Genomic DNA, 23,203 nt, shown 5'->3' on the forward strand with positions numbered 1-23,203 from the left:
CTCACCCCGCCCAGTCGACCCGGTCGGCCAGTGTGTGCAGCGACCGCTTCCTGCTCACGTTGGATTCCCCGACCCAGGCGATGCGTCCGTAGACGTATTCACGGAAATGTGATCTGCCGTCACGATTCTGCGAATCGGGTCCGTAGCGAGCGCAATTGAAGAGCAGCGCTCGCAGGTCGTCGTAGTCGGCTCGCGCCGCCTGCGGACGGGTATTGACCACCAGCCCCGCCAGGTGCTGGCATCGGTGTGCCCGCATGATCCGGGTCTTGCCGGGGTGTACCGAGAAGCCTTCGTCCGCAACGATGCGGCCGACGGCGTGGATCAGCCGGTCCGCCGCCAGTTCCGTGCCGGAGAACGCGAGGTCGTCGGCATACCTCGTGTAACCGGCGCGATGTGTTCTCGCGAGTCCGGTCAGTCTCCGGTCGAGCCGGTGTGCGACGAGATTGGCGAGCGCCGGCGAGGTCGGTGCCCCCTGCGGAAGGTGCGCACCCCGGAGCCGACTCGCCGCATCGAAGGGAAGCTGCGCGAGGATACCGGGCGGGGTGGACGTGGTGCAGAGCCCAGCCAGCACTCGTGACACCCGGGTCGGGTAGCCGAGGGCATCGAAGACCGCCCTCACCCGAGTCCGGGAAACCGTAGGAAAGAAGGCGCGGAGGTCCATGCGCACCACGACCTCGTGTCCTGCATGGGGAGCGGCGAAGGTGTGGACGCTGCGGCCTCGGACGAATCCGTGCGCCGCGACGTGGGGAGGGACGCGGTCGAGTACAGAGCGCAGAATCCGGCGCTGCACCTCTCGAAGGCGTTCCTTGGGCGCCTCGAGCAGGCGGTTGTCCGGACGGATCCGATAACGGTAGTGCTGCAGCGGAGTGGCTTTCGTGCGCAGCCATCCGCCGGGATCTGCGAACCAGTCGAGTTCGGCGGGGGTGAGACCGACCGCCTCGGCGACCGCCGCCGTGCGCGACCACCGCGGGACGTCGAACTTCCAGTCACTGCCGGACACCTCGACGACCGTCTCCGGTTGCTCGATCTGCGGGAGCTCGGACAGCAATCGATAGACGCTGTCGACTCCGTCGATCGGCGGGGTGGGCATCAGGTCGTGGAGCCGTGTCGCGATCCGGCCGGCATCCGGCACACCGGTTTCCTCGAAGCGGAGCACGAGGCCGGCTCTGGTCCAGGCCCCGGCGGTCGCCGCCGAGGCGAGGCGACGAGCGATTTCAGGCTGCAAGGCCCGGCCGGCTGTCATGTGTGCGACGGTGCGAGGTGACCGATATCTGTCGTCTGCGGCGCGCCCCGGCACGCGGAGCATACGGTCGCGCGTCGGACGGTGTCTCCGATGAACACTGTCGAGCCAGGGGTTGCCCCTGACGTGGTCGCGGCCGGAACACCGGCCGCACCACTCTCACCTCCGCACCGTCGCACCTCGTGAGAATGCCACATGATCTCTGCCGTGCGGGGCCCTATCGGGACTGGGTTTTCTCTGGGCACAGAGCGACGACGTCGATTTCGACCAGGAAGTCGCCGAGATGCGATCCGACGGTGGTGCGCGCCGGGTACGGGTGCGAGACGAACTTCTGATAGGTCTCGTTGAAACCGGTGAAGTCTCGCGCTGGATTCTGCAGGTGGACGGTGGCTTTGACCACATGCGAGAAGTCCGAGCCGCACGAGTCGAGTACGGCCGCGAGGTTGCGCATCGCCTGTTCCGTTTGTTCTTCGATGGTGGTGCCGACGAGTTCCCAGGTGTTCGGGTGGTGGGGAGTCTGGCCTGCCGTGTAGAGGACCCCATCGGCAATGATCGCCTGGGAGTAGTGCCCTGCAGGGCGGGGTGCGTGCTCGGTGCTGACGTGTTGCCTGTTCATGGGTTTCCTCAGTCCTGAGTGTTCGTTGTTCTCGATGTCGGGCGGGCGGGTGAGCTGTTCAGAGGACCTTCGAGAGGAACGCGCGGGTTCTCTCCTGTTGCGGATTCCCGAGAACCTCGGACGGCGGGCCCGCCTCGACGACGACCCCCTGGTCCATGAAGACGATCTGATCGCTGACCTCGCGGGCAAACCCCAGCTCGTGGGTCACCACGACCATGGTCATCCCCGCTTCCGCAAGGGACTTCATCACGTCCAGTACCTCACCGACGAGTTCCGGGTCGAGCGCTGAGGTCGGTTCGTCGAAGAGCAGCAACTTGGGCTTCATCGCCAGTGCCCGGGCAATCGCAATCCGCTGTTGCTGTCCCCCTGAGAGCTCCCGCGGGTATGCCTGACCTCGGTTCCCCAGTCCGACACGATCGAGGAGCACGTGCGCCTCGGCTGTCACCTCGGCGCGGGATCTGCCGAGAACGTGAATCGGGGCTTCGACGATGTTCTCGAGAACCGTCATATGTGGAAACAGGTTGAAGCGCTGAAACACCATGCCGGCATTCAGCCGAGACCGTGCCGTCTGCCGTGGTTTCATTTCGTGAAGCCGGCCATTGCGTTCCGTGTAGCCGATCAATTGCTGGTCCACGTACAGGCGTCCCGCATCCACCTTCTCGAGGTGATTGATGCAGCGCAGGAAGGTTGTCTTCCCGGACCCGGACGGTCCGATGAGGCATGTCACCGATCCGCGCTCGACGCTGAGGTCGATGCCCTTGAGGATCTCGGTGGTACCGAAGCGCTTCCGGACGCCCTGTGCTTTCACCATGACGGTGTTCATTTCGCCCTTCCCAATGCAAATCGACGGCGTGTGGGGGCTACCGACGCGGTGAATCCGCGCGCGTAGTGTTTCTCGAGCTTGTCCTGGAAGAAGCTCAGGATGGTGGTCATCAGGAGATACCAGAGGCTCGCGACGATGAGCAGCGGGATCGTCTGGTAGTTCATCGAATAGATGATCTGCGCGGAGTACAGCAGATCGGAGATCGCCAGAACGCTGACGAGGGTTGTCCCTTTCAGCATCGAGATCACCTGGTTCCCCGTCGGGGGAAGCACCACACGCATGGCCTGGGGAAGAATGATGCGGCGCATCAGCTGAGGCCTGTTCATTCCCAGCGCCTGAGCCGCGTCGTACTGGCCGTTGTCCACCGATCCGATGCCACCGCGGATGATCTCTGCCATGTAGGCCGCTTCGTTCAGAGACAGCCCGAGGAGAGCAGCCCCGAGTGGCGTGATCAGCGTGTTGACGGAACCGACCATGAACTCGGGTCCCCCGAACGGGATTCCGATCGAGATGGTGGGATAAAGGGCTGCGATGTTGTACCAAAAGATCAGCTGAACGAGGAGCGGGGTTCCCCGGAAGAACCATATGTAGCCCCGCGCGATCGAATTGACGATCGGGTTGTCCGACAGTCGCATGACGGCAAGGAGCGTTCCGAGCGAAATACCGGCGGTCATCGAGACGATTGTCAAGATGATCGTCAGAACGACGCCTCGAAGTATCTCCGGGGCAAAGAGATAGGACGACACGACATTCCAATGAAATCGGTCGTTCGTCGCGACGTTCCACGTCACTGCCACGGCGACGATGAGCAGTGCCAGTCCGAACGTCTGTCGCACAGGATGTTTGAGCGGCACAACCGGGATGGACGTGTCCGGGGACGCCGATACCGCGGACGGAGGAGGGAAGGCGTCTCGCGAGGCCAATTGTTGCATGGTAGGTCTCCTTATTGAGCCGCGTTGACGCGAGCTCGAGTGATCATCGCGGACTCCGAACCGTATTTTCCGAGCACTTCCCTGTACGCATCGCTGGCGATGACGGAGTCCAGTGCCGCGGACACGGCGTCGACGAGTGCGGGTTCCTTGGTCACGCCCACGGCGACGGGGGCGTAATCGAAGGTGTCCGACAACTCGAGGTCGGGATTGTTCGCCGTGGCGTACGAGAGAATCGGGGAATCTGCCAGGACGGCGTCTTGCCGGCCGCTGGTCAGCGCAGAAATCGCCTGCCGCGTGTCCTGGAACTGGCCGGTCTGGATCGGAGGCTTACCGGCGGCCACGCACTCTTGCTCATACGCCGGAATGGTGACGGTGAGCTGATACGAGCCCGTCAGGACGCCGACCTTCCTGCCGCAGAGTGTGTCCTTCGTGACGGGCTCCCCTCCCTTCGCGACGACGATGGCGTTTCCCATCTGCATGTAGTCGACGAAATCCATTGCCGCCATCCGCTTGGTGGTGGGCGTCATCGAGGACACCGTCATGTCGTAGCGTCCGGCTGCGATGCCGGGAATGATGGAGTCGAAATTGACGACCTTGATGTCGACGTCGAGGTTCAGGGCCTTCCCGATGAGTCTCGCGATATCGGGGTTCGTCCCCGTCATGTACCGGGTGCCCTCCGAATAGAACTGGGTGGGCGGTTCATTCGTCGGGATCGCCACCCGCAGTGTGCGGCGTGCTGCCACCGTGTCGGGCAGCAATGCGACGGCCGCGTCGTTCACCGCGAGCGCGGGCGTACTGTCGCCCTCGACGGGAGCCGAGGCCGGTGGGTCCGCAAATTCCTCGAGCCGACCGCAACCGGCCGTGGAGAGGAGAAGGGCGGCGAGTGCGCCGGCACACAGGAATCGGTGAGAGTAGCCTCCGGCACGACTTGTCATGACGAGGACTTCTGCTTCCGCGCGGTCTGCGTTCCGGTGTACGCGTTCGTCGAGGCGGCGAAGGCGGCGTGGCGGTTGCGCACGAGCGACGGTCCGTTGTCCTGCAGTTCCTTGATGCTCGAGACCCCCAGCAGCATCATCGTCCGGGTCATCTCCTCCGCGAAGATCCGCAGCACGTGCGCGACACCCTCCTCACCCGCCGCCGCGAGGCCGTAGAGGTACGGGCGTCCGATCGCACACGCATTCGCCCCCAGCGCCAGAGCCTTGATCACGTCCGAGCCGCGGCGAATGCCACCGTCGACGATGATCTCGACCCGACCGTTCACGCGGTCGACGATCTCCGGCAGAACGTCCATCGGGGAGGCCATGTGATCGAGTTGCCTGCCGCCGTGGTTGCTGACCTGGATGGCGTCGATCCCGATGTCAGCGGCGATCGCCGCGTCGTCGGCGCTGACGCACCCCTTGAGGACGATCGGACCGCTCCATCGGGAGCGTAGGTCGCAGAGGGTGTCCCAGTCGGTGGGCTCGTAGGAACCCGACAGCAGGGTTCGCCACATATCCGGCGTGCTCGCCAGCGGCCCTTCCGCGATGGTCCCGTCGAGATTGGGGAAGGCGATCGCGTCGTTGCGCAGAAACCCCCACGCCCACGCGGGATGTAGTGCCCCTTCGATGACCGTCCGCGGCTTCAGGGACGGAGGTGCCGTGAAGCCGTTGCGGTAGTCGCGTTCGCGATGGCCGATCGCTCGGCAATCGACGTTGACCAGTAAGGCCTCGTATCCCGCGTCCGCTGTCCGGTCGAGCATCGCCTGGAGCATGCCCTTGTCCGCCATCGGTTCGATGTTGAACCAGCGACGAAGGCCCGGGGTCTGCGCGCTGACCAGTTCCATCGGCGTCGTACTCAGGTGTGCCAGACCATATGGGACATTCGCGGCGAGAGCAGCACGCGCCGCACCGAGTTCGCCCTCCGGGTGAAAGAGCCGAGTTCCCCCGGTGGGAGAGAGCATCAACGGCATGGATACCGGCTCGCCCAGGAGTGTCGACGCCAAGTCGAGGTTCTCCACCGCACCCCACCGTGGCACGAAGGACCAGTCGTCGAACGAGGCACGATTGCGGCGGACCGACGCTTCGTCTTCCCCGCCGCCCTCGATGTAGTCGAGGATGCTCAGCGGGAGACGTGCGGCGGCCATCTTGCGTACGTCTTCGATGCTGTGGCATCGCCGTGCGAGCCGTTGTGACACGGACCGAGCGGGGCCCTCGACATTCACTAACGACTTGATATCTCTGAGTTTCATGGGGGCTCCTCGAAATGGTGCTGACACCCGGTGCGTGGGGTGAACCAATAGTGATCCAGACCTCACCTAGTTGATATGGAGGAGTTTCCAAGCTCGGATTCTTTGCTTGTAAGATATTCCAATGGACCCCTCGGAGGAGTTGTCGAGGCACGGCGACGCGACACCTGTGCCGATCGCGCTGTCGGCCTGGACCGACCTCGTGCAAGAAGATCTACTGCACGCGAATCCGACGGCAGAGAACCTCCGCCGCCCCGTCGCCGACGTGCAGCTCTACGACGCACTCGACGATCAGGCGAACGTCAGGAACGCAGTCGTCCTTGCGATGGGGGTGTCGTGCGGATCGGTGGGATTCGAGCGAGTACTCGTCCACGCCGCCGACGGCGAGGCCGCCGCCGTGATCGTCAAAGCACGAGGAACGCCCATCGAGGAGCTGCGGGCCGCGTCCAGCCGTCACGACGTTCCGGTGCTCGTCGTCGGAGACGACGCGGATTGGACACGGCTGATTGCGATGGCACGAACAGCGGTCGCGGGCGCTGCGGTCGATTCGGTATCGGGCGTGCGTTTGGGCGATCTGTTCGCCTTCGCCAACGCCGTTGCCTCGATAGCCAATGGGGCCGCCAGCATCGTCGATCCTTCGGGCCGCATCCTCGGATACTCCACAGTGCCGGGCCAGCCGATCGACGACCTTCGGCGAGAGACGACTCTGACCCTGCAGGAGCGGACGCCCCCGGCCCTCGACGCCGATTTCAAGGTCGTCTACGCCTCCACCGACGCACTGTTCGTGCAGTCGCCGAGCGGGATACGGGACCGGCTGGCACTGGCGGTCCGGGCGGGCGGGGAACTGCTCGGATCGATCTGGATCATCGATCCCGGAGGTGAACGCCGCCAATCGGCTCTCGATGCGCTCGACAGGCTGGCGCCACTGGCCGGTCTCCACATGCTTCACGCCCGGTCCGCTTCCGACTTCACCGAGCGCCGCAACGCCGACCTGATGCGGACGTTGATGGACGATCCGGCCCAGGCCTCGTTCGCTGCCGCCCAACTCGGACTCGAGTTCACCGATGGATTCGCCATTGCGGCCTTCGCTCTCACCCACCCGAACACCGGCAGCCTCGACGCCATGCGTGAGCAGCATCGGCTACTTCAACTCGTGACCGTCACGTGCAACGTCCAGTTCCGCAGTGCATACAGTGCCCTGATCGACTCGGTCGTGTATGCGTTGCTGCCCTGTGCAGGCGAGTCTCCCCGTGCAGCCCACCGTCGGGTGATTCGTGACATCGGCTCCTATGCGACGACGATCAGCGCGCATCCCGTTGTCGCCGCAGTGGGCGGTATCGCCGAGCAGATCGGCGAGCTACCCCGATCCCGGACCGAGGCGGTGCGGACATTGCAGTACCTGATGCACCAACAGTCGGTCACGAGAGAGAATCCGACTCTGCACCCCCCGGCAGCGGCAGTGTTCGAAGACTATTGGACCGAGCTCAACCTGCTGGAGATCGGCACGTACATAGCCGAGAAGCATCTCGGCAGGTTCGACGTCATCGATGCGATCCGGGCATATGACGCCGCCCATCACACCGACTTCCTGATCACTTTGCGTGCCTACTTCGATTCGAACGCGAGCGTGTCCACAGCGGCCGACCGAATGCATGTCCACGGCAATACCATTCGGTACCGGATCACCCGCGTCGCCGAGGAGTTCGGTATCGACTTCGACAATCCGACCACGCGTCTATGGCTGTGGCTCCGACTCGTTTCTGCAGATCTCAGGTGAGGGGGCGCATCCGGGGTGGGTCCGCTCCCCCGCGCTGTACCCGCTCTGGGACGTGACCGTTTCGGCCTGCACCCCGGGCGCCGGGAACGCGAGAATCGTCAGCGCCATGGCGCCGATGACGAGGCCGGCGAGACAGGCCGCGCCACCTACACTCGCGCGAATCGCGTGAAGTGGTTGAAATCTTCGGCCTCTGCGTTGACTCACCATGACGATCTCCGTGTGCTCTTCACCGTGCCGCGCGCCGGCGACGTGGAAGCCAGCATGGCCGCTACTCGTCGTGACCACATCGGCCGAAGTACGCGTGCACATACCTGCTTTCCGATCACCCTGCTCATCCGACAATGGCTCGCTGACGAAACCGGACGGTCAGTACCGCGGCCGCGACTGCAGCCGCCGGAACGACGCGGCCCGTTCTGCGACAGCGCGGCCTCCCAATAGGCGGCTGACAGGCCCCTGCCGCGACCCGCATGTTGCGTGCCACATCAAACGACGATGAGGCCGGTCGAGCAAAGGTGATTCTGGGGCGTCGGCCACGCCAGATCGTCCGGTCATGCTGGTTCACCGAAAAGTCGACTGTCCATCGTTGAGAAACTCACTGCCATCGAGAAATCTACTGTTATCAATCGGATTGAGCGGTCATCGGTAAAATCGAAAGACAGGTTCTGCCACGCACACGGGCTTGTCCACCGCGGTGCAATGCACTATTGCTCGGACAACGATCTGGATGCCGCCGGCGATGTCTTCGACGGTAATCAGCTCCGCGCTCAGTCGGACCTTGGATCCGACAGGAACTGGTGCCGGAAACCTGACCTTGTTCAGACCGTAGTTCACTGCCATCGACGCCTGCCGAACGGTGAGGACCTGCAGGAACATGGCACTGAGTAACGACAGCGTGAGGTAACCGTGGGCGATGGGCCCGCCGTAGGGGCTTTCGGTATTCGCGCGCTCGACGTCCACGTGGATCCATTGATGGTCGTCGGTGGCGTCGGCGAAGGTATTCACCCGGTCCTGGGTGATGTCGAACCACTCACTGCATTGGAGTTGGTGTCCGAGAAGGCCGTGGAGGCCGTCGACGTCCTCGACTGTGGTGGGCATGATTACCTGCTCTCGGAGAGTGAAGAGATCGGCGGATGGTAACGGGGTCGACGGAACGATCAGGTGATGGTGACGCCGCCGTCGACCGCGAGAGTCTGTCCGGTGACGTAACCCGCGGCATCCGAAGCCAGCCAGACGAGGGTCGCGGCAAGTTCCGCCGGCTCACCCGTCCGCCCGAGAACCATCCGGGACGCCAGACCGTCGAGGTAGCCGTCGTGATACTGGTCGGTCATCTCGGAGGCGAAGAAGCCCGGGGCGATCGCGTTGACGCGAATTCCCTTGCGTGCACCCCATTGTTGGGCGAGGTCCCGGGTCAGACCGACGATGCCGGCCTTGCTGGCACTGTATGCGGCCTGGGGCAGGCCGGCGGTGGTGAGTCCGAGGATGCTGGCAATGTTGACGATGGAGCTGCCCGGTTGCATCACCCTGCCACACGCCTGGGCGGCCCAGTACGAGCCGGCCAGGTTGATGTCGATGACCGACCGGAACTGATCGGGGGTCTCGCGGGTGGCCGGGAAGGCGGTCGCGATTCCGGCGTTGTTGACGAGAACATCGACGCGGCCGAACTCCGCCATCGCCGCGTCGACCATCGCCGTGCATTGATCCGGGTCGGCGATGTCCGTTGCCACAGCGAGAGCGCCGCGTCCGCTGGCCCGAACCATCGCGGCCGTGTCATGCAGCTTGTCGACGCGCCTGGCCGCGAGCACGACGTCCGCGCCGGCCTCGGCGAAGGCCTTGGCGAACGCGACGCCGAGGCCGGACGACGCGCCGGTGACGATGGCGACGCGGCCGTCGAGACGGAATTTGTCGAGCACACTCATGCGCAATGTCTCCTGGGGTTCAGAACCAGCTGGGGTTCATGTCGAGGGTGGTCCGGTCCAGGCTTGCCAGCAGGTCGAGTTGCGGTGTGACCTTGGGCAGCTCATGGCGGTAGAAGTAGCGGGCGGCGTGGCGCTTGCCGTCGTAGAAGTCGCCTTCTTTGCCGTCGGCTGCGGTGAGCTGCTCGAGCCACATCCACGCGATCACCGTGTGCCCGACCGCCTCCAGGTACACCGACGAGTTCGCCAACGACGTCGTCGCGTCGCCCGCAGACCACAGTGTCGCGGTGACCTCGACGGTCCGATTCCACACGGCATCGAGTTCGGCCGCGTAGCGGGCGGTGTCGCCGCCGATCACACGACCGCGTTCGATGGTCGCGGTGACCTTCGATCCGAGCAGTGAGAGTCCGGCACCGTCTTGCATGGTGACCTTGCGACCCAACAGGTCCAGTCCTTGAACGCCGTGCGTGCCTTCGTGGATCGGATTCAACCGGTTGTCGCGGTAGTACTGTTCGACGTCGTAGTCGCGGGTGTAGCCGTACCCGCCGTGGACCTGGATGGCGAGGCTGTTGGCTTCGAGGCACCATTGCGACGGCCAGCTCTTCGCGATCGGGGTGAGGACGTCGAGGAGCAATGTTGCTTCCTCGGCCGTCGCCGTGTCCTCGGCGGTGTCCTGCTCGTCGACCAGGCGTGAGCAGTAGAGGCCGAGCGCGAGAGCGCCTTCGACGTAGGACTTCTGCGCCAGCAGCATGCGGCGGACATCGGCGTGTTCGATGATCGGAACCGGCTGCGAGGACGGGTCCTTGGCGCCGAGGGGGCGGCCCTGGGTTCGCACCTTCGCGTACTCGAGCGACTTCTGGTAGCCGACGTAGCCGAGGGAGATCGCGAGGAAACCGACACCGATCCGGGCCTCGTTCATCATGTGGAACATATACGACAGGCCCCGGTGTTCCCGCCCCACGAGGAACCCGACAGCGCCGGATTGCCCTGCTGGGGAATGCGTTCCGTCACCGAACGCGAGCAGGGTGTTGGTGGTGCCCCGGTTGCCCATCTTGTGGTTGAGGCCCATCAGCGTGACGTCGTTGCGCTCGCCGACCGCGCCGTCGGCGCCGGGAAGGAACTTCGGGACGATGAACAACGAAATGCCCTTGACCCCGGGACCGCCGCCCGGGATTTTCGCCAGCACCAGGTGCACGATGTTCTCGGTGAGCTCGTGGTCGCCTCCCGAGATCCACATCTTGGTTCCGGTCAACCGGTAGCTGCCGTCGTCCTGCGGCACCGCCCGGGTGGTGATGTCCGCCAGCGACGACCCTGCCTGGGGTTCCGACAGGCACATCGTGCCGAACCAGCGGCCCTCGAGCATCGGACGGACGTAGTCGTCGATCTGCTGTTCGGTGCCGTAGGTCGCGATCAGGTTGGCGTTGGCGGCGGTCAGGAACGGGTAGGCGGCGGTGCCGGCGTTGGCGGCCTGGAACCAGGCCATCGCCGCCCGCGCCACCGTGGCGGGCAGTTGCATGCCCCCGACGCTCTCGTCGAAAGATCCGGCGATCAGGCCCGAGGCCGCGTAGGCGTCGAGCGCCGTCTTGACCTCGTCGATCATGTCGACGGTGCCGTCCGGTCGCATGGTCGGCTCGTTCGCGTCGGCCTTCTTGTTGTGCGTGGCGAAGTGCTTGTGCGCGATGTCCGCACTGAGGTCGAGGACGGCGTCGAAGGTGTCCTTCGAGTGTTCGGCGAAGCGTTTGCGGGAGGTCAGCGAGACGACGTCGAGCCATTCGTAGAGCAGGAAGTCGATGTCGCGCCGGGAGAGTACGTCGGTCATGGGTTCATCCGTTCAGAAAGTGGCGTCAGATGGAGACACCGCCGTCGACCGGAAGGACGACGCCAGTGATGTAGCCGGCTTCCTCGGAAGCGAGGAAGCAGATGGCGTCGGCCATCTCGGACGGGTCGGCGAACCGCGAAATGGGGCCGGTGAGCTCGGCGATCTTCTCCTCAGGAATCGAGGCCGTCATCCGCGTGGCGGCGTTCGGCGAGATCGCGTTGACGGTGACACCGAATGCGGCCAGTTCTTTCGCCGCGGTCTTGGTGAACCCGATGATCCCGGCCTTGGCGGTGGCGTAGTTGGCCTGGCCCCGGTTGCCGTGCAGTCCGGTGTAGGAGGTGATGTTGACGACCCGGCCGAATTCCTGCTTCCGGAAGTGCGGCACGCAGGCCCGGGTGAAGCGGAACGTCCCGCCGGCGTGGACATTCAGGACCTGGTCCCAGTCGTCGTCGGTCAGCTTCCACAGCACCTTGTCCCGCAGGATGCCGGCATTGTTGACCAGGACATCGATCCGCCCGGTTTCGGCGATCACGGTGGAGATGACCTTCTCGACGTCGTTGGTGCTGCTGACGTCGGCGGGGATGCCGACCGCGCCGACCTCACGGGCGGACTTGTCGAGTTCGTCCTTGTCGAAGTCCACCATGAACACGGTCGCCTTGGCGTCGGCGAAGTGGCGTGCGAGTGCCTGGCCGATGCCGCGGGCGGCGCCGGTGACGATGACCGATTTGCCGGTGAAATCGTAGGTGATGTTGCCCATCGAGGTTTCCTGTCTTTGTTGTCAGTTGAGGCGTTCGAGGACCATGGCCATGCCCTGTCCGCCTCCGACGCACATGGTTTCGAGGCCGAACTGCTTGTCGTGGGTGGTCAGGTTGTTCAGCAGGGTCGCGGTGATGCGGGCACCGGTCATGCCGAAGGGGTGGCCGAGGGCGATGGCACCGCCGGAGACGTTCAGCTTGTCCTCGTCGATGTTCAGCTCCCGCGCGGAGCCGATCACCTGCACCGCGAATGCCTCGTTGATCTCGACGAGGTCGATGTCGGAGATGCCCAGGCCCGCGATGGCCAGGGCCCGCTTGGACGCCTCGATCGGGCCGAGGCCCATGATCTCCGGCGACAAACCGGACACCCCGGTGGACACGATCCGGGCCAGCGGGGTCAGCCCCAGCTCGGTGGCCTTGGTGTCGGACATGATCACCAGGGCGGCGGCGCCGTCGTTGAGCGGGCACGCGTTGCCGGCGGTGACGGTGCCGTCCGGACGGAACACCGGCTTCAGCTGGCTGACGGCCTCGTAGGTGGTGCCGGCGCGGGGGCCGTCGTCCTTCGTCACGACGGTGCCGTCGGGCAGGGTCACCGGGGTGATCTCCCGCTCGAAGAAACCGTTGCCGATGGCCTCCTCGGCGCGGTTCTGTGAGCGCACCGCCCACCGGTCCTGCTCTTCGCGGGTGATGCCGGTGATCTGCGCGACGTTCTCGGCGGTCTGGCCCATCGCGATGTAGGTGTCGGGGACCAGCCCCTCCTGCCGCGGGTCGACCCACTGCTGGCCGCCCTGGGCGAGCTTCTCGGTGCGGGTCTGCGCGTCGGCGTACAGCGGATTCTGGGTGTCGGGCAGCGAGTCGGAGTTGCCCGCGGTGAACCGGGAGACGGTCTCGACGCCGGCGGAGATGAAGACGTCGCCCTCACCGGCCTTGATCGCGTGCAGAGCCATGCGGGTGGTCTGCAGCGACGACGAACAGTACCGGGTGATGGTGGTGCCGGGGATGAAGTCGTAGCCGAGCTGGACCGCGACGTTGCGGCCCATGTTGAAGCCCTGCTCGCCGCCGGGCAGGCCGCAGCCCAGGATGAGGTCGTTGATGTCGGTGGGGTCGAGTGCGGGCACCTTGTCGAGTGCCGCCTGGACCATCTGCGCGGCGAGGTCGTCGGGGCGCATGCCCTTGAGCGATCCCTTCATGGCGCGACCGATCGGGGAACGGGCGATGGAGACGATGACGGCCTCGGGCATGAGTAACTCCTACCGATTGACGTGGTGGACGGCAGTCGGTGCGGACCTGCAGCCCCTCAGTTCTAAGCATGTGCTTATTTTCTATGCGCTCGCATATACTGGCGGCGTCGATAGATACCTGTCAACCCCTACCGATTGAGAGGCAGTGCGGTGAGTGCATCAGCGCCTGACGTCGCCAGCGAGGTGGGTACATCCAAGGCCGCCGCGCGTATACGAGCAGCGGCCATCGAGGTCTTCGCCGCCAAGGGATACGGGGCGACCACCACTCGGGAAATCGCCGCGAGTCTGGACCTCAGTCCCGGAGCCGTGTACCCGCACTACAAGACCAAAGAATCGCTGCTCTTCGCGATCAGCCTGGAAGGGCACTATTCGGCGCTTTCGGCGATCACAAAAGCCGATCAACCCACCGCACTGCCGGTCGACAGGCTCACTTCCACCGTCGCTGCCTATGTGGAGTGGCACGCACGCAACCATTCCCTTGCGCGGGTAGTGCAACACGAGCTGCGATCGCTCTCACCCGAACACTTCCAAGCAATCGCGGCGATCCGACGATCGACGTCGAAAGTCTTCACGCACATCATCGAAGCAGGCGATGCGTGTGGCGATTTCCGAACGATCGACACCGAAGCCGCCACCCTCGCCATCACCTCACTCGGCGTCGACGTAAGCCGATGGTTCCCCTCGAACACGCACTCCGACCCGACGATTCTCGCTGAGCGGTATGTGGAGCTGTCCTTGCGGATGGTGGGTGCGCAAGGCGTGTGATGCACGGGAATTACGGAGGCCACCCAATCCTCCCCCGCCCAATCCGGACCCAAGGTCCGTCGGGAGCCGCAGAACTGAGACACTCCACCTGCCCGCAGGAGATCTAACGTCGAGCCAACGATTTGGATCAGTCTCCTGAGGAGCAGAAGTGGAACAGCGAGTTGGAATTCCCAGCGACGGCGAGACATTCACCCCCGGTAGCCATGAGTCGCAGTTGACCCAGCCAGATGCCCTCGCAGCCGCATTGGTCCAGGCTGCAACCGGGTAGTCACAAACTAGGCGGCCTGCGAATCGCCCTTTCTCGGGCGTGTGCAGATCCGCCGGTGCCGTGATTGGTGGCCCGCAAGCCGCGCTAGCGGGCCACGGATTTCAGGGACGCCGGGCGGCTGGACGCGTGGGTGTGGAACAGGAAACGCGACATGGCGGGGGTCACGGTGGCGTCCTTGCGTCGGATGAACAGGGTTTCCGCGCGCGCGTCGGCCGGCGCGAGGTGATGTACCTTCAAGGCCGCCGCCAACGGCGACGTGGTCACCACACCCAGTGGCAGCAAGGTCACGCCCATCCCCGCGGCCGCACATCCGAGGATGCCCTCGAGAGTTCCGAACTCGAGGACCGCCGGGCCCGGCACTCCGTGCTGTTCGAAGAGCCGCTCCAGGCGGGCCCGGTAGGCGCAGCCGGCCCGGAGGACGAGAACTTTGTGCCGCCCGCCGTCGGCCGGTATCGAGTCCAGGTCTGCCATGCGAACGCCGCTCACCAGCACGAGCTGCTCGACGAAGACCTGCTCGGAGACCAGGTCCGGATGCCGCACCGGGCCGCAGACGAAAGCACCGTCGAGTCGATGCTCGATCACCTGGGTGGTCAGCGCGTCGGTGGTGTCGGTCGCCAAGGTGAAGTCGACTCGCGGGCACTCTTCGCTGAAGGAGGCCAGCACACCGGGCAGCCGCAATCCCGCAGTGGTCTCCATGGAGCCGATCGCCAGTCCTCCAGCCGGATCGCGATCGTCGCTGACGACCTGCGTCACTTCCCGCACGAGCTGAGTGATTTGTTCGGCGTACGGCAGCAGACGTTCGCCGGAGTTCGTCAGGGTCACCCCACGGGCATGACGGCGGAACAGTGCCACTCCGAGTTCGTCTTCGAGCGCGCGGATCCGTGAGCTGATGTTCGACTGAACCGTCAGAAGTTCCTTCGATGCCCGAGAAATTCCGCCGGCGCGGGCCACGGCCAGGAAGAAGTTCAGATCGCCGATGTCCATGGGAATTACCGTGTTTCACTCCACAGGTCCCGAACGATCTCCCCTGCGGGGGCCGAACGAGCACTGCGATAGCCGATGCCGGCCCACAGGGCGAGGCCGTGCGGGTCGCCGCTGGCGGCGGCTGCGGCTCGCAGCCCAGTGGTCAGCAGGTGTACCTGCGGATATGCCGCCACCGCATACGCATCGAAGTCGGTGATGAAGTCATTGACCAGGCCACGCGCGGGACGACCGGAGAACGCGCGAGTGACGACGGTGTCGGTGAATCGGGCGTCGTGCAACGCGGCCCGGTGTGCGGGTTTGGTCCCGGCCTCGTCGGCGTCGAGCAGAGCGGTGCCGATCTGGACGGCGGTGGCACCGGCCGCGAGTGTCGTCGCAACATCTGTTCCGGTCGCTATCCCGCCCGCCGCGATGAGGGGAAGGTCGACTGCCGAGCGGGCCGCCTCGACCAATTCCCTCGTCGAACGTGGGTCCGGCTCGGCGTCGGGGTCGAGCGTCGCTCGGTGCCCGCCCGCGTCGACTCCTTGTAGGCATATCGCGTCGACGCCCAAGCGAGCGGCCGAGACCGCCTCGTCGACGTCGGACACCGTGGCCACCACCGCGCTGCCGGCGTCGTGTAACCGATCGACGACCTCCCGCGGCGGAAGGCCGAAGGTGAACGACACCACGGGAACGGCACGCTCGACCGCGAGGTCGACCTTGGCGTCGAATGCGTCGTCGTCGAAGTCGACGATCTCCGGCAGCACCACCTGCCGGCGTTCGGCGAGCGGCTGCAGCCGCTCCCGGTAGGCCTCCACCGCTGCGCGATCGGCCAGAGGGCGGCCGGGGACGAAAAGATTGAGTCCGAACGGTGCGCTCGTCAGCGCGCGGACCGCGTCGACCTCCCGTCGAACCGCGTCGACTGTCTTGTACCCGGCCGCAAGGAAGCCGAGGCCACCGGCGGACGAGACCGCGGCGACGAGCTCGGGCGTGCTCGGCCCTCCTGCCATGGGCGCCCCGATGATGGGAATTCGGAGGCCGTCGTCGAGATCGAACACCGGGATCCTTTCGGTCGATGTGTGCGTGGTCTTTCCGTTCCTCATCGTGCACCGCCGCTTTGCGGAGCGGAAATGCCTATTCGGCTGGATCTATGCTTGGGAGTTATGTCCATCGAACTGCGGCATCTGCGGGCGGCCGTTGCCGTCGCCGAGGCAGGCTCGTTCACCGCCGCGGCGAACGAGCTCCACATCACCCAGCCGGCGCTGACTCGAACGGTGCAGCAGCTCGAGACCTCGCTCGGCGTTCGATTGTTCGACCGGACCTCGCGGGCACTCGCCCTCACCGAGGACGGTGCCGGATTCGTCGAGAAGGTGCGCGTCATTCTCGGCGATCTCGATTCCGCGGTTGCGCTGTACACCAACCGATCCCTCGTCCTCGGCTTCAGTTGGCTCCTCCCCGATCCGTGGGCGCAGCAGGTGATCGACGACGTCGAGAAGAACTCCCGCGCCACCGTCGTTCCGCGTCGCTACGACGACCCCGTCGCCGCACTGAACAACGCCACCGTGGACGCCGCCGTCATCCGCCGGGATGTTCCCGGCGACGAGTTCGTGCAGCACCCGTTGTTCGAGGAGCAGCGGATTGCGGCGGTCTCGACCGCGTCGCCTCTCGCGACCCGCGATTCGATCGACTGGGCCGAGTTCGGAACGCTTCCTCTGGTCATCAATACCCTCAGCGGCACCACATCCGAAGATCTGTGGCCGAACCACGACGGTCCGGTGGTGACGTGCTCGAACTTCGACGAGTGGCTCGAGTTGATCGCCGCCGATCGCGGTGTCGGCACGGTTCCCGAAGTTGCCCGGAGGCGGGTAACCCATCGGAATGTCCAGTTCATCCCGTTGGTCGGTGCGCCGCCCGCGATCGTGAGGTTCGTGTACCGCCGCAACCGGGTGACACCGCTGCTGCGGGTGCTGCGGGACGCCGCGATCCGGCACTCTCCCCCACCCGGCGGTGGCACCGCCGGTCACCACGGCTGACCGTCGTCGTCGTTGTGCAGGCGGAGCCGGGTGATCTCCCGTTCCAGTTCTGCATTGCGGGATCGCAACAGTTCGATCTCTTCCTGTAAACCCTTGCGGGCCCACGTGAGCGATTCCTGCATCCGCGCCTCGCCGTACTTCGGGGGGATGTTCTTCGTGCAGTTCCGGTCGAGGGCCTCGACGTGGACGACGAACGCACGATCGCATCCTGCCCTACCGACCCCGTCCGGTGTGGTGAGAAGCCGTGCGATGAGATCCGGATCGTCGGCACGCTCGACGACCTCGGCTCGTCCGTAGACCTTGACTCTGCTGCGGGTGGGGTAGTCGATGAAGAAGAGGGCCACTCGGTCGTTCTCGTCGAGGTTGCCGACCGTGACGAACTGCTGATTCCCCGAATAGTCCGCCAGCGCAATCGTCGTCGGATTCGGCACGTGCACGAAGCCGGGCGGGCCGCCGCGGTGCTGGATATAGGGCCACCCGGAGGGCGTCACAGTCGCGATGAAGAACGAATCGGTGGCTCGGATCAGTGCAGTGACGCGGGTGTCCAGTTCGTCGGGCAGGCCGGGGTCGTCCTCCTGCGCCCGCATGCGCCCGTACCAGTTGATGCTCCCCGTCGCCTTCTGCCGCTCGGCCACCGGAGCAGTGAACGCGATCGCGCCGTACCGGGTCGGGTGTCTCATGACGAGCACTCGGAATCGATGTGCTTCCACGCCCGCCGGACTATCGGGCTGTCCACTCCACGCCGCAACGTCAGCACGAACACCACTGCCGTGACCGTGGTTACCGCGATGGGGTAGATCAGCCCGGCGAGGACGTTCCCGGTCGCCGAGTTGAGCGAGAGCGCCACCAGAGGAGTGAAGCCACCGAACACGCCGGTCCCGATGTGGTACGCCAGCGACAGTCCCGTGTAGCGGATCTGTGGCGGGAACAGTTCGGACAGGAATGCCGCAGTGGGCCCGTAGACCATGGTGACGAAGACGACCTGAATCGTCAGAGGCACGACCATCTGGATATGGTGGCCGTGGACCGCGGCATCCCGGATCCACAGGAACAGCGGGAGGTAGCCGACCGCCGAAAGCACCAAGCCGCACAGAATGATCCGAGGCCGTCCATACCTGTCGGACATCTTGCCGAAGATGACGAAGAACGGTGTCGCGATAACCAGGGCGATTCCGACGGAGACGTTCGCGGTGAGGAAGTCGATCTTCAAGATCGTCTGCAGGAAGTAGAGCGTGTAGAACTGGCTGGTGTACCAGGCAACTCCCAGCCCGGCCGTGACTCCGAAGAGCACGACGAGCAGCAACGCGAGGGCCGGCCCGTGCGCGACCGCATCCTTGATCGGTGACCGCGAGAGTTTTCCGCTCCGCCGCATCTCCTCGAACACCGGTGATTCGTGCATCTTCATGCGGATCTTCAGTGAGAACAGCACCAGGACCGCGGACAGAAGGAACGGAATCCGCCAGCCCCACGAATTGAATGCCTGCTCGCCCAACCCGACCCGGCAGAGCACGATGACGCCGATCGACAGGAGCAGACCACCGGTCGCGGCGGTCTGGAGAACACTGGTGAGGGCTCCGCGTTTCTTCGCCGGCGAATTCTCCGCGATGTAGACGACTGCGCCCCCGTACTCTCCGCCGATCGCGAGACCCTGCAGCAGCCGCAACGTCACCAGCAGTATCGGCGCCAGAATCCCGATGTGGTCATAGGTGGGCATCAGTCCGAGCATCGTGGTGGCGCCGCCCATGATGAGCAACGTCGTCATGAACGTCTTCTTACGTCCGACGCGATCTCCCATTCTGCCGAACACCACGGCACCGATGGGGCGTACGACGAAGCCCGTGCCGAAGGCGGCAATCGTGACGAGAAGTGCTGCGGTTCCGTTTCCTTCGGGAAAGAACATCCCGGAGAACACGACCGCGAGGCTCCCGTAGATGTAGAAGTCGTACCATTCGATCAACGTTCCGACGCTCGACGCGGTGATGATCTTGCGAAGACTGCTCTTCGCGACACCGCTCGCGAGAGCAGGTGGTGACACGGACTGGCTGGTCATGGGGAATCCTTCTGGGGACGCGCGGGGTGAGGGTTTGCGAGGTCGCACCGATACGGCGCTAGGAGCCGAGCGCCGCCAGCTGGTGCGAAGTGCGGCCCAGGATGGCGGCGGCGGAGCCGACCATGTCATCGATGATCGACGCGACGGTGTCGACACGATCGATCTGCCCGACGACCTCACCGACGATCAGATTCGCGACGTCGTAGTCCTCGGCCTTCACCGCTGCCCGGAATTGCTCCTGCTTCTCCTGAAGCACGCCCCGGAGGCCGGACTCGTCGCCGTGCCATCGGCGAATGAAGTCGTTGTGCAGGACTCGGCCCGTGTACCGACTCGGCCAGGGCTTCTCACGCACGATGTCGAAGGCTCTTTGCCTGATCGTGTCGTCCCCACTCGCCCGTAGCGCACGGTGCTGGGCGGCACGGGGAATCGCCGCCTCCTCGGCCGCCCAGAACCTGGTCCCGACGAGGGCACCGTCCGCTCCGAGCGCGAGGGCGGCCGCCAGGCCTCGGCCGTCACCGATTCCACCGGCCGCCAGCAGCATCACATCCGGTGCCTCCCGCTGGAGAAGGTCGGCGATCTCCGGTACCAGGGTGAACGTCGATCGGGTTCCTGTTCCGTGGCCGCCTGCTTCTCCTCCTTGCGCAGCGATGACGCTCGCACCTACCGCCACCGCGCGGCGCGCTTGCTCGAGATCGTGCACCTGGCAGATCAGCGGGATTCCCGCCGCACGAATCGCAGGCGCATGCGGTGCCGGGTCGCTGAACGAGAGGAAGAGGGCCGCCGGCCGGTAGCCGATCGCCTTCTCGAGGAGTTGCAGTTGCTGCGCCATGGACCAGGTGATGAAGCCACAGCCGACCGCGTCGGTCGTCACGCGGTCGAACTGATCGCGCAGCCAGGACTCGTCGCCGTACCCGCCGCCGATCAATCCCAGCCCACCTGCCTCGGCCACCGCAGAAGCCAATCGCCCATCGGAGACGTAATCCATCGGGGCAAGGACGATGGGATGCTCGATTCCGAATTTCTCGGTGAAACGGTTCTGCAAGCTCACGCTGGACTCCTCCACGAATTCTCCGACGTGTCGCAGTGGTTCCCACGTGCCGCACGTCACACCGGATGGCTATGCGACAACGCTAGAACCGGGCGGAACAGTGGTCCAACAGTTTGTACCGATACCTGCGTTCTCCGGAACAGAACGCTCGCGCGCGCCCCGCAGGACACGTGAAATTGACTGTTCTGCAAAGAATCTGCGCGATCTTGTTCGTTAGCCGTGCGACGGCGAACACGACCATCGATTCTCATGGTCGTTCCCCCTCCTTTCCCCGATCCTGCCGTCGCCCATATCGTGTCGGCGAGAAACGCGGACTCGTCGTGAATCCTCTTCCCGAGCCGCTCACCGACGGGGTGTGTCACTGCTCGATCCGGTCGCCCAGTCCGGCGGCGAGATGGTCGACGAGTGCGCGGATACGACGGGGCACGTGCGACGTGGCGGAGTACAGCGCATTGATGTCGGCGGCGGGGGTGGGGAAGTCCGACAACACCTGGACGAGCGCCCCTTCACGAAGAAGCGGAGCGACGTGCCACATCGAGCGCATGATCACACCGTGCCCTTCCACGCACCAGCGGGTTGTGACGTCCCCGTCGTTGCACAACAGGTTCCCGGCCACCCGGATGGCGATCTCGTCGTTGGCCTCCCCGAACCGCCACAATGCGTAGTCGCCTTCGTTCTCTCGCAGCACGATGCAGTTGTGGTGTTCGAGGTCCTTGGGCTGTGTGGGAGTTCCGTGCCGTTCGAGATACTCCGGGGAGGCACACACCACTCGGCGGTTCCGGCTCAGGCGTTTGGCGGTCAACCTCGAATCCTGCAACGAGCCGACTCGGATGCCGATGTCGAAGGTGGTCCCGGCGATGTTGAGCGGGAGCGGCGAGAGATCGAGTTCGATCTGCACCCGCGGATGTTCGTCGAGAAACTGACCGACCAGCGGGGCTATGTGCGCCCGGCCCAACCCCAAGGTGGCATGCACCCGCACCCGGCCGACGAGTTCGGCATGCTGCTCGGAGATCGATTCCTCGAGCTCCGTCAACTCCGCCGCGATGCCCGCGGCCCCCGCCGCATAACGCTCCCCCTCAGGGGTGAGGGTGAGGCGGCGCGTCGTGCGCTGGATCAACCGCACGTTCAGCCGTTTCTCGATCCGACTCAGTCGTTTGCTCACCGACGAGACCGACACGCCGAACTCGCGGGCCGCTTCGGTCAAGCTCGACGACCGCGCAACCACGTCGAAGAACAGGACGTCTTCCGCTGATGCATCACTGGACATGGTCCCATTCTTTCCTATTTGGAAAAACTGTCTTGCTCATTTGCGGCTTTCCAGGCCGATTGTTGCCTTATAGGCTGTGATCAGTCCCACAGTAGATGGCATCGCGTAGTCCGGTCACTCCGTCTTCCGCGAATTACGCCGCAAGCCAGACATTCTCACCCCAGCAAGGAGCACACGCATCATGGGCGCAACGCATCGGATAGCAGTCATTCCCGGAGACGGAATCGGCACGGAGGTCGTCCCCGAGGGGCTGCGGATCCTCGAGGCCGCGGCGTCGGCATTCGACTTCCAACTCGACTACGAGCAGTTCGACTACGCCAGCGCCGACTACTACACCAAGACGGGCACGATGTTGCCCGACGGCTGGTTCGACCAGCTCAATCGTTTCGATTCGATCTTCTTCGGCGCGGTCGGCTGGCCGGACGTGGTCCCCGACCACATCAGCCTGTGGGGAAGCCTGCTGCAGTTCCGCCGCCACTTCGACCAGTACGTGAGCCTGCGCCCGGTCAAACTTCTCCCCGGCATCACCAGCCCGCTCGCCGGCCGCGAACCCGGTGACGTCGACTTCTACGTCGTGCGGGAGAACACCGAGGGCGAATACTCGAGCATCGGCGGCAAGATCTTCGAGGGCACCGACCGCGAAACCGTCATCCAGGAAACGGTGATGACGCGAACCGGTGTCGACCGAATCCTGAAGTACGCCTTCGATCTCGCCCAGTCCCGGCCGAAGAAGCATCTGACCTCGGCGACGAAGAGCAACGGCATCTCGATCTCGATGCCGTACTGGGATCAGCGCGTCGAAGCGATGGCCCAGAACTTCGCCGATGTCGCGGTGGACAAGTACCACATCGACATCCTCACCGCGAACTTCGTTCTGCACCCGGACTGGTTCGACGTCGTCGTCGCCAGCAACCTGTTCGGTGACATCCTGTCCGATCTCGGCCCGGCCTGCACCGGCACCATCGGCGTGGCCCCGAGCGGAAACATCAACCCGGAGCGCAAGTTCCCGAGTCTGTTCGAGCCGGTCCACGGGTCGGCCCCCGACATCGCGGGCAAGGGCATCGCCAACCCGATCGGGCAGATCTGGAGCGCGAGCATGATGCTCGAACACCTCGGCGAGACCGAGGCCGCCGCCGCCGTCATGACCGCAGTCGAGGACGTCCTCGCAGTCGGCGGCGACACGCTCACCCCTGACATGGGCGGCACGGCCACCACCAAGACTCTCGGCGAGGCAGTGCGCCGCCAGTTCGAAACCAACACCAGCATGGCGTTGGTGCGATCCTAGAGAAATCAGCACCTCCTGCCGGGTGTCGACCCGGCCGATCGGTCACCGGTCGGCACCCGGCCCACCGAATTCTTCGTCGTGGAGGACCTCACCTCCTCCCGGCTCGTCGCCGATATCCGGCGGTTCGCGCATTGATGCGCAGCTTCATCGAGCGTGACGCCTCCGCTCCTTCCACTTGCGGCTAGCG

The 23,203-nt window shown here is 64.9% G+C and carries 21 protein-coding genes; 4 read left to right on the plus strand and 17 right to left on the minus strand.

Going from position 1 to position 23,203, the window contains the following annotated elements; translation table 11 throughout:
- Window position 1: 1 nt before the first annotated feature.
- The 6 genes from DTA22_RS04200 to DTA22_RS04225 all read right to left on the minus strand — a co-directional run bounded on the left by DTA22_RS04200 (window position 2) and on the right by DTA22_RS04225 (window position 5,733).
- Window positions 2-1,243, minus strand: a complete 1,242-nt coding sequence (locus tag DTA22_RS04200; protein WP_112298568.1) for a reverse transcriptase family protein — start codon at window positions 1,241-1,243, stop codon at window positions 2-4.
- Window positions 1,244-1,457: 214 nt separating this feature from the next.
- Window positions 1,458-1,856, minus strand: coding sequence for a RidA family protein (locus tag DTA22_RS04205; RefSeq protein WP_112298569.1), 399 nt, complete (start codon window positions 1,854-1,856; stop codon window positions 1,458-1,460).
- Between the two features lie 58 nt (window positions 1,857-1,914).
- Window positions 1,915-2,679, minus strand: a complete 765-nt coding sequence (locus tag DTA22_RS04210; RefSeq protein ID WP_112298570.1) for an amino acid ABC transporter ATP-binding protein — start codon at window positions 2,677-2,679, stop codon at window positions 1,915-1,917.
- A complete protein-coding gene (locus DTA22_RS04215) occupies window positions 2,676-3,611 on the minus strand; it encodes an amino acid ABC transporter permease (RefSeq protein ID WP_037229602.1) in 936 nt (311 codons plus the stop codon). The genes DTA22_RS04210 and DTA22_RS04215 overlap by 4 nt, the downstream gene beginning before the upstream one ends.
- An 11-nt stretch (window positions 3,612-3,622) precedes the next feature.
- On the minus strand, window positions 3,623-4,546 hold the full coding sequence (locus tag DTA22_RS04220) for a transporter substrate-binding domain-containing protein (protein WP_112298571.1): 924 nt from the start codon (window positions 4,544-4,546) through the stop codon (window positions 3,623-3,625).
- Window positions 4,543-5,733, minus strand: a complete 1,191-nt coding sequence (locus DTA22_RS04225) for an alpha-hydroxy acid oxidase (RefSeq protein ID WP_112298572.1) — start codon at window positions 5,731-5,733, stop codon at window positions 4,543-4,545. The genes DTA22_RS04220 and DTA22_RS04225 overlap by 4 nt, the downstream gene beginning before the upstream one ends.
- A gap of 226 nt (window positions 5,734-5,959) precedes the next feature.
- On the opposite strand from DTA22_RS04225, the gene DTA22_RS04230 reads away from it, so the two are divergent.
- On the plus strand, window positions 5,960-7,612 hold the full coding sequence (locus tag DTA22_RS04230; RefSeq protein WP_112298573.1) for a PucR family transcriptional regulator: 1,653 nt from the start codon (window positions 5,960-5,962) through the stop codon (window positions 7,610-7,612).
- A 636-nt stretch (window positions 7,613-8,248) separates the two neighbouring features.
- Here the strand turns inward: DTA22_RS04230 and DTA22_RS04240 are convergent.
- From DTA22_RS04240 to DTA22_RS04260, 5 genes are read right to left on the minus strand one after another with little or no spacing between them, the layout of a single operon-like run.
- The gene (locus tag DTA22_RS04240) at window positions 8,249-8,707 is read right to left on the minus strand and encodes a MaoC family dehydratase (RefSeq protein ID WP_037229592.1); all 459 of its coding nucleotides are present in this window, start codon (window positions 8,705-8,707) and stop codon (window positions 8,249-8,251) included.
- A 59-nt stretch (window positions 8,708-8,766) separates the two neighbouring features.
- Complete coding sequence (locus DTA22_RS04245; protein ID WP_112298574.1) at window positions 8,767-9,528, minus strand: SDR family NAD(P)-dependent oxidoreductase; 762 nt, start codon at window positions 9,526-9,528, stop codon at window positions 8,767-8,769.
- A 19-nt stretch (window positions 9,529-9,547) separates the two neighbouring features.
- Complete coding sequence (locus DTA22_RS04250) at window positions 9,548-11,344, minus strand: acyl-CoA dehydrogenase (RefSeq protein ID WP_112298575.1); 1,797 nt, start codon at window positions 11,342-11,344, stop codon at window positions 9,548-9,550.
- A 25-nt stretch (window positions 11,345-11,369) separates the two neighbouring features.
- A complete protein-coding gene (locus DTA22_RS04255; RefSeq protein WP_037229584.1) occupies window positions 11,370-12,101 on the minus strand; it encodes an SDR family oxidoreductase in 732 nt (243 codons plus the stop codon).
- A gap of 21 nt (window positions 12,102-12,122) precedes the next feature.
- Window positions 12,123-13,340, minus strand: a complete 1,218-nt coding sequence (locus DTA22_RS04260) for an acetyl-CoA C-acetyltransferase (protein ID WP_112298576.1) — start codon at window positions 13,338-13,340, stop codon at window positions 12,123-12,125.
- A gap of 150 nt (window positions 13,341-13,490) precedes the next feature.
- Here DTA22_RS04260 and DTA22_RS04265 point away from each other — a divergent pair, with 150 nt between their 5' ends.
- Window positions 13,491-14,105 carry a TetR/AcrR family transcriptional regulator gene (locus DTA22_RS04265; protein ID WP_112298577.1) on the plus strand — a complete coding sequence of 205 codons (615 nt, stop codon included), beginning with the start codon at window positions 13,491-13,493 and terminating at the stop codon, window positions 14,103-14,105.
- A gap of 352 nt (window positions 14,106-14,457) precedes the next feature.
- On the opposite strand, the gene DTA22_RS04270 is transcribed toward DTA22_RS04265, so the two are convergent.
- Both DTA22_RS04270 and DTA22_RS04275 read right to left on the minus strand, forming a co-directional pair.
- Window positions 14,458-15,357 (minus strand): LysR family transcriptional regulator, encoded by a 900-nt coding sequence (locus tag DTA22_RS04270; protein ID WP_112298578.1) that lies wholly within the window; start codon window positions 15,355-15,357, stop codon window positions 14,458-14,460.
- Between the two features lie 5 nt (window positions 15,358-15,362).
- Complete coding sequence (locus DTA22_RS04275; protein ID WP_112298881.1) at window positions 15,363-16,391, minus strand: nitronate monooxygenase; 1,029 nt, start codon at window positions 16,389-16,391, stop codon at window positions 15,363-15,365.
- Window positions 16,392-16,496: 105 nt separating this feature from the next.
- Here DTA22_RS04275 and DTA22_RS04280 point away from each other — a divergent pair, with 105 nt between their 5' ends.
- Window positions 16,497-17,366, plus strand: a complete 870-nt coding sequence (locus DTA22_RS04280; RefSeq protein ID WP_037229576.1) for a LysR family transcriptional regulator — start codon at window positions 16,497-16,499, stop codon at window positions 17,364-17,366.
- On the opposite strand, the gene DTA22_RS04285 is transcribed toward DTA22_RS04280, so the two are convergent.
- From DTA22_RS04285 to DTA22_RS04300, 4 genes are all read right to left on the minus strand, one after another.
- Complete coding sequence (locus DTA22_RS04285) at window positions 17,354-18,046, minus strand: pyridoxamine 5'-phosphate oxidase family protein (protein ID WP_112298882.1); 693 nt, start codon at window positions 18,044-18,046, stop codon at window positions 17,354-17,356. The genes DTA22_RS04280 and DTA22_RS04285 overlap by 13 nt on opposite strands.
- Window positions 18,043-19,416 (minus strand): MFS transporter, encoded by a 1,374-nt coding sequence (locus DTA22_RS04290; RefSeq protein ID WP_112298579.1) that lies wholly within the window; start codon window positions 19,414-19,416, stop codon window positions 18,043-18,045. Before DTA22_RS04290 ends, DTA22_RS04285 begins: the two co-directional genes overlap by 4 nt.
- A 58-nt stretch (window positions 19,417-19,474) precedes the next feature.
- The gene (locus tag DTA22_RS04295; protein WP_037229729.1) at window positions 19,475-20,464 is read right to left on the minus strand and encodes an NAD(P)H-dependent flavin oxidoreductase; all 990 of its coding nucleotides are present in this window, start codon (window positions 20,462-20,464) and stop codon (window positions 19,475-19,477) included.
- 358 nt (window positions 20,465-20,822) lie between these two features.
- Window positions 20,823-21,731: a LysR family transcriptional regulator gene (locus DTA22_RS04300; protein WP_037229570.1), complete on the minus strand. Its 909-nt coding sequence runs from the start codon at window positions 21,729-21,731 to the stop codon at window positions 20,823-20,825.
- A 181-nt stretch (window positions 21,732-21,912) separates the two neighbouring features.
- Here DTA22_RS04300 and DTA22_RS04305 point away from each other — a divergent pair, with 181 nt between their 5' ends.
- Window positions 21,913-23,016 (plus strand): tartrate dehydrogenase, encoded by a 1,104-nt coding sequence (locus tag DTA22_RS04305; protein WP_112298580.1) that lies wholly within the window; start codon window positions 21,913-21,915, stop codon window positions 23,014-23,016.
- Window positions 23,017-23,203: the final 187 nt, after the last annotated feature.

It is taken from the genome of Rhodococcus wratislaviensis (genome assembly GCF_900455735.1).
Lineage (GTDB): Bacteria > Actinomycetota > Actinomycetes > Mycobacteriales > Mycobacteriaceae > Rhodococcus_F > Rhodococcus_F wratislaviensis.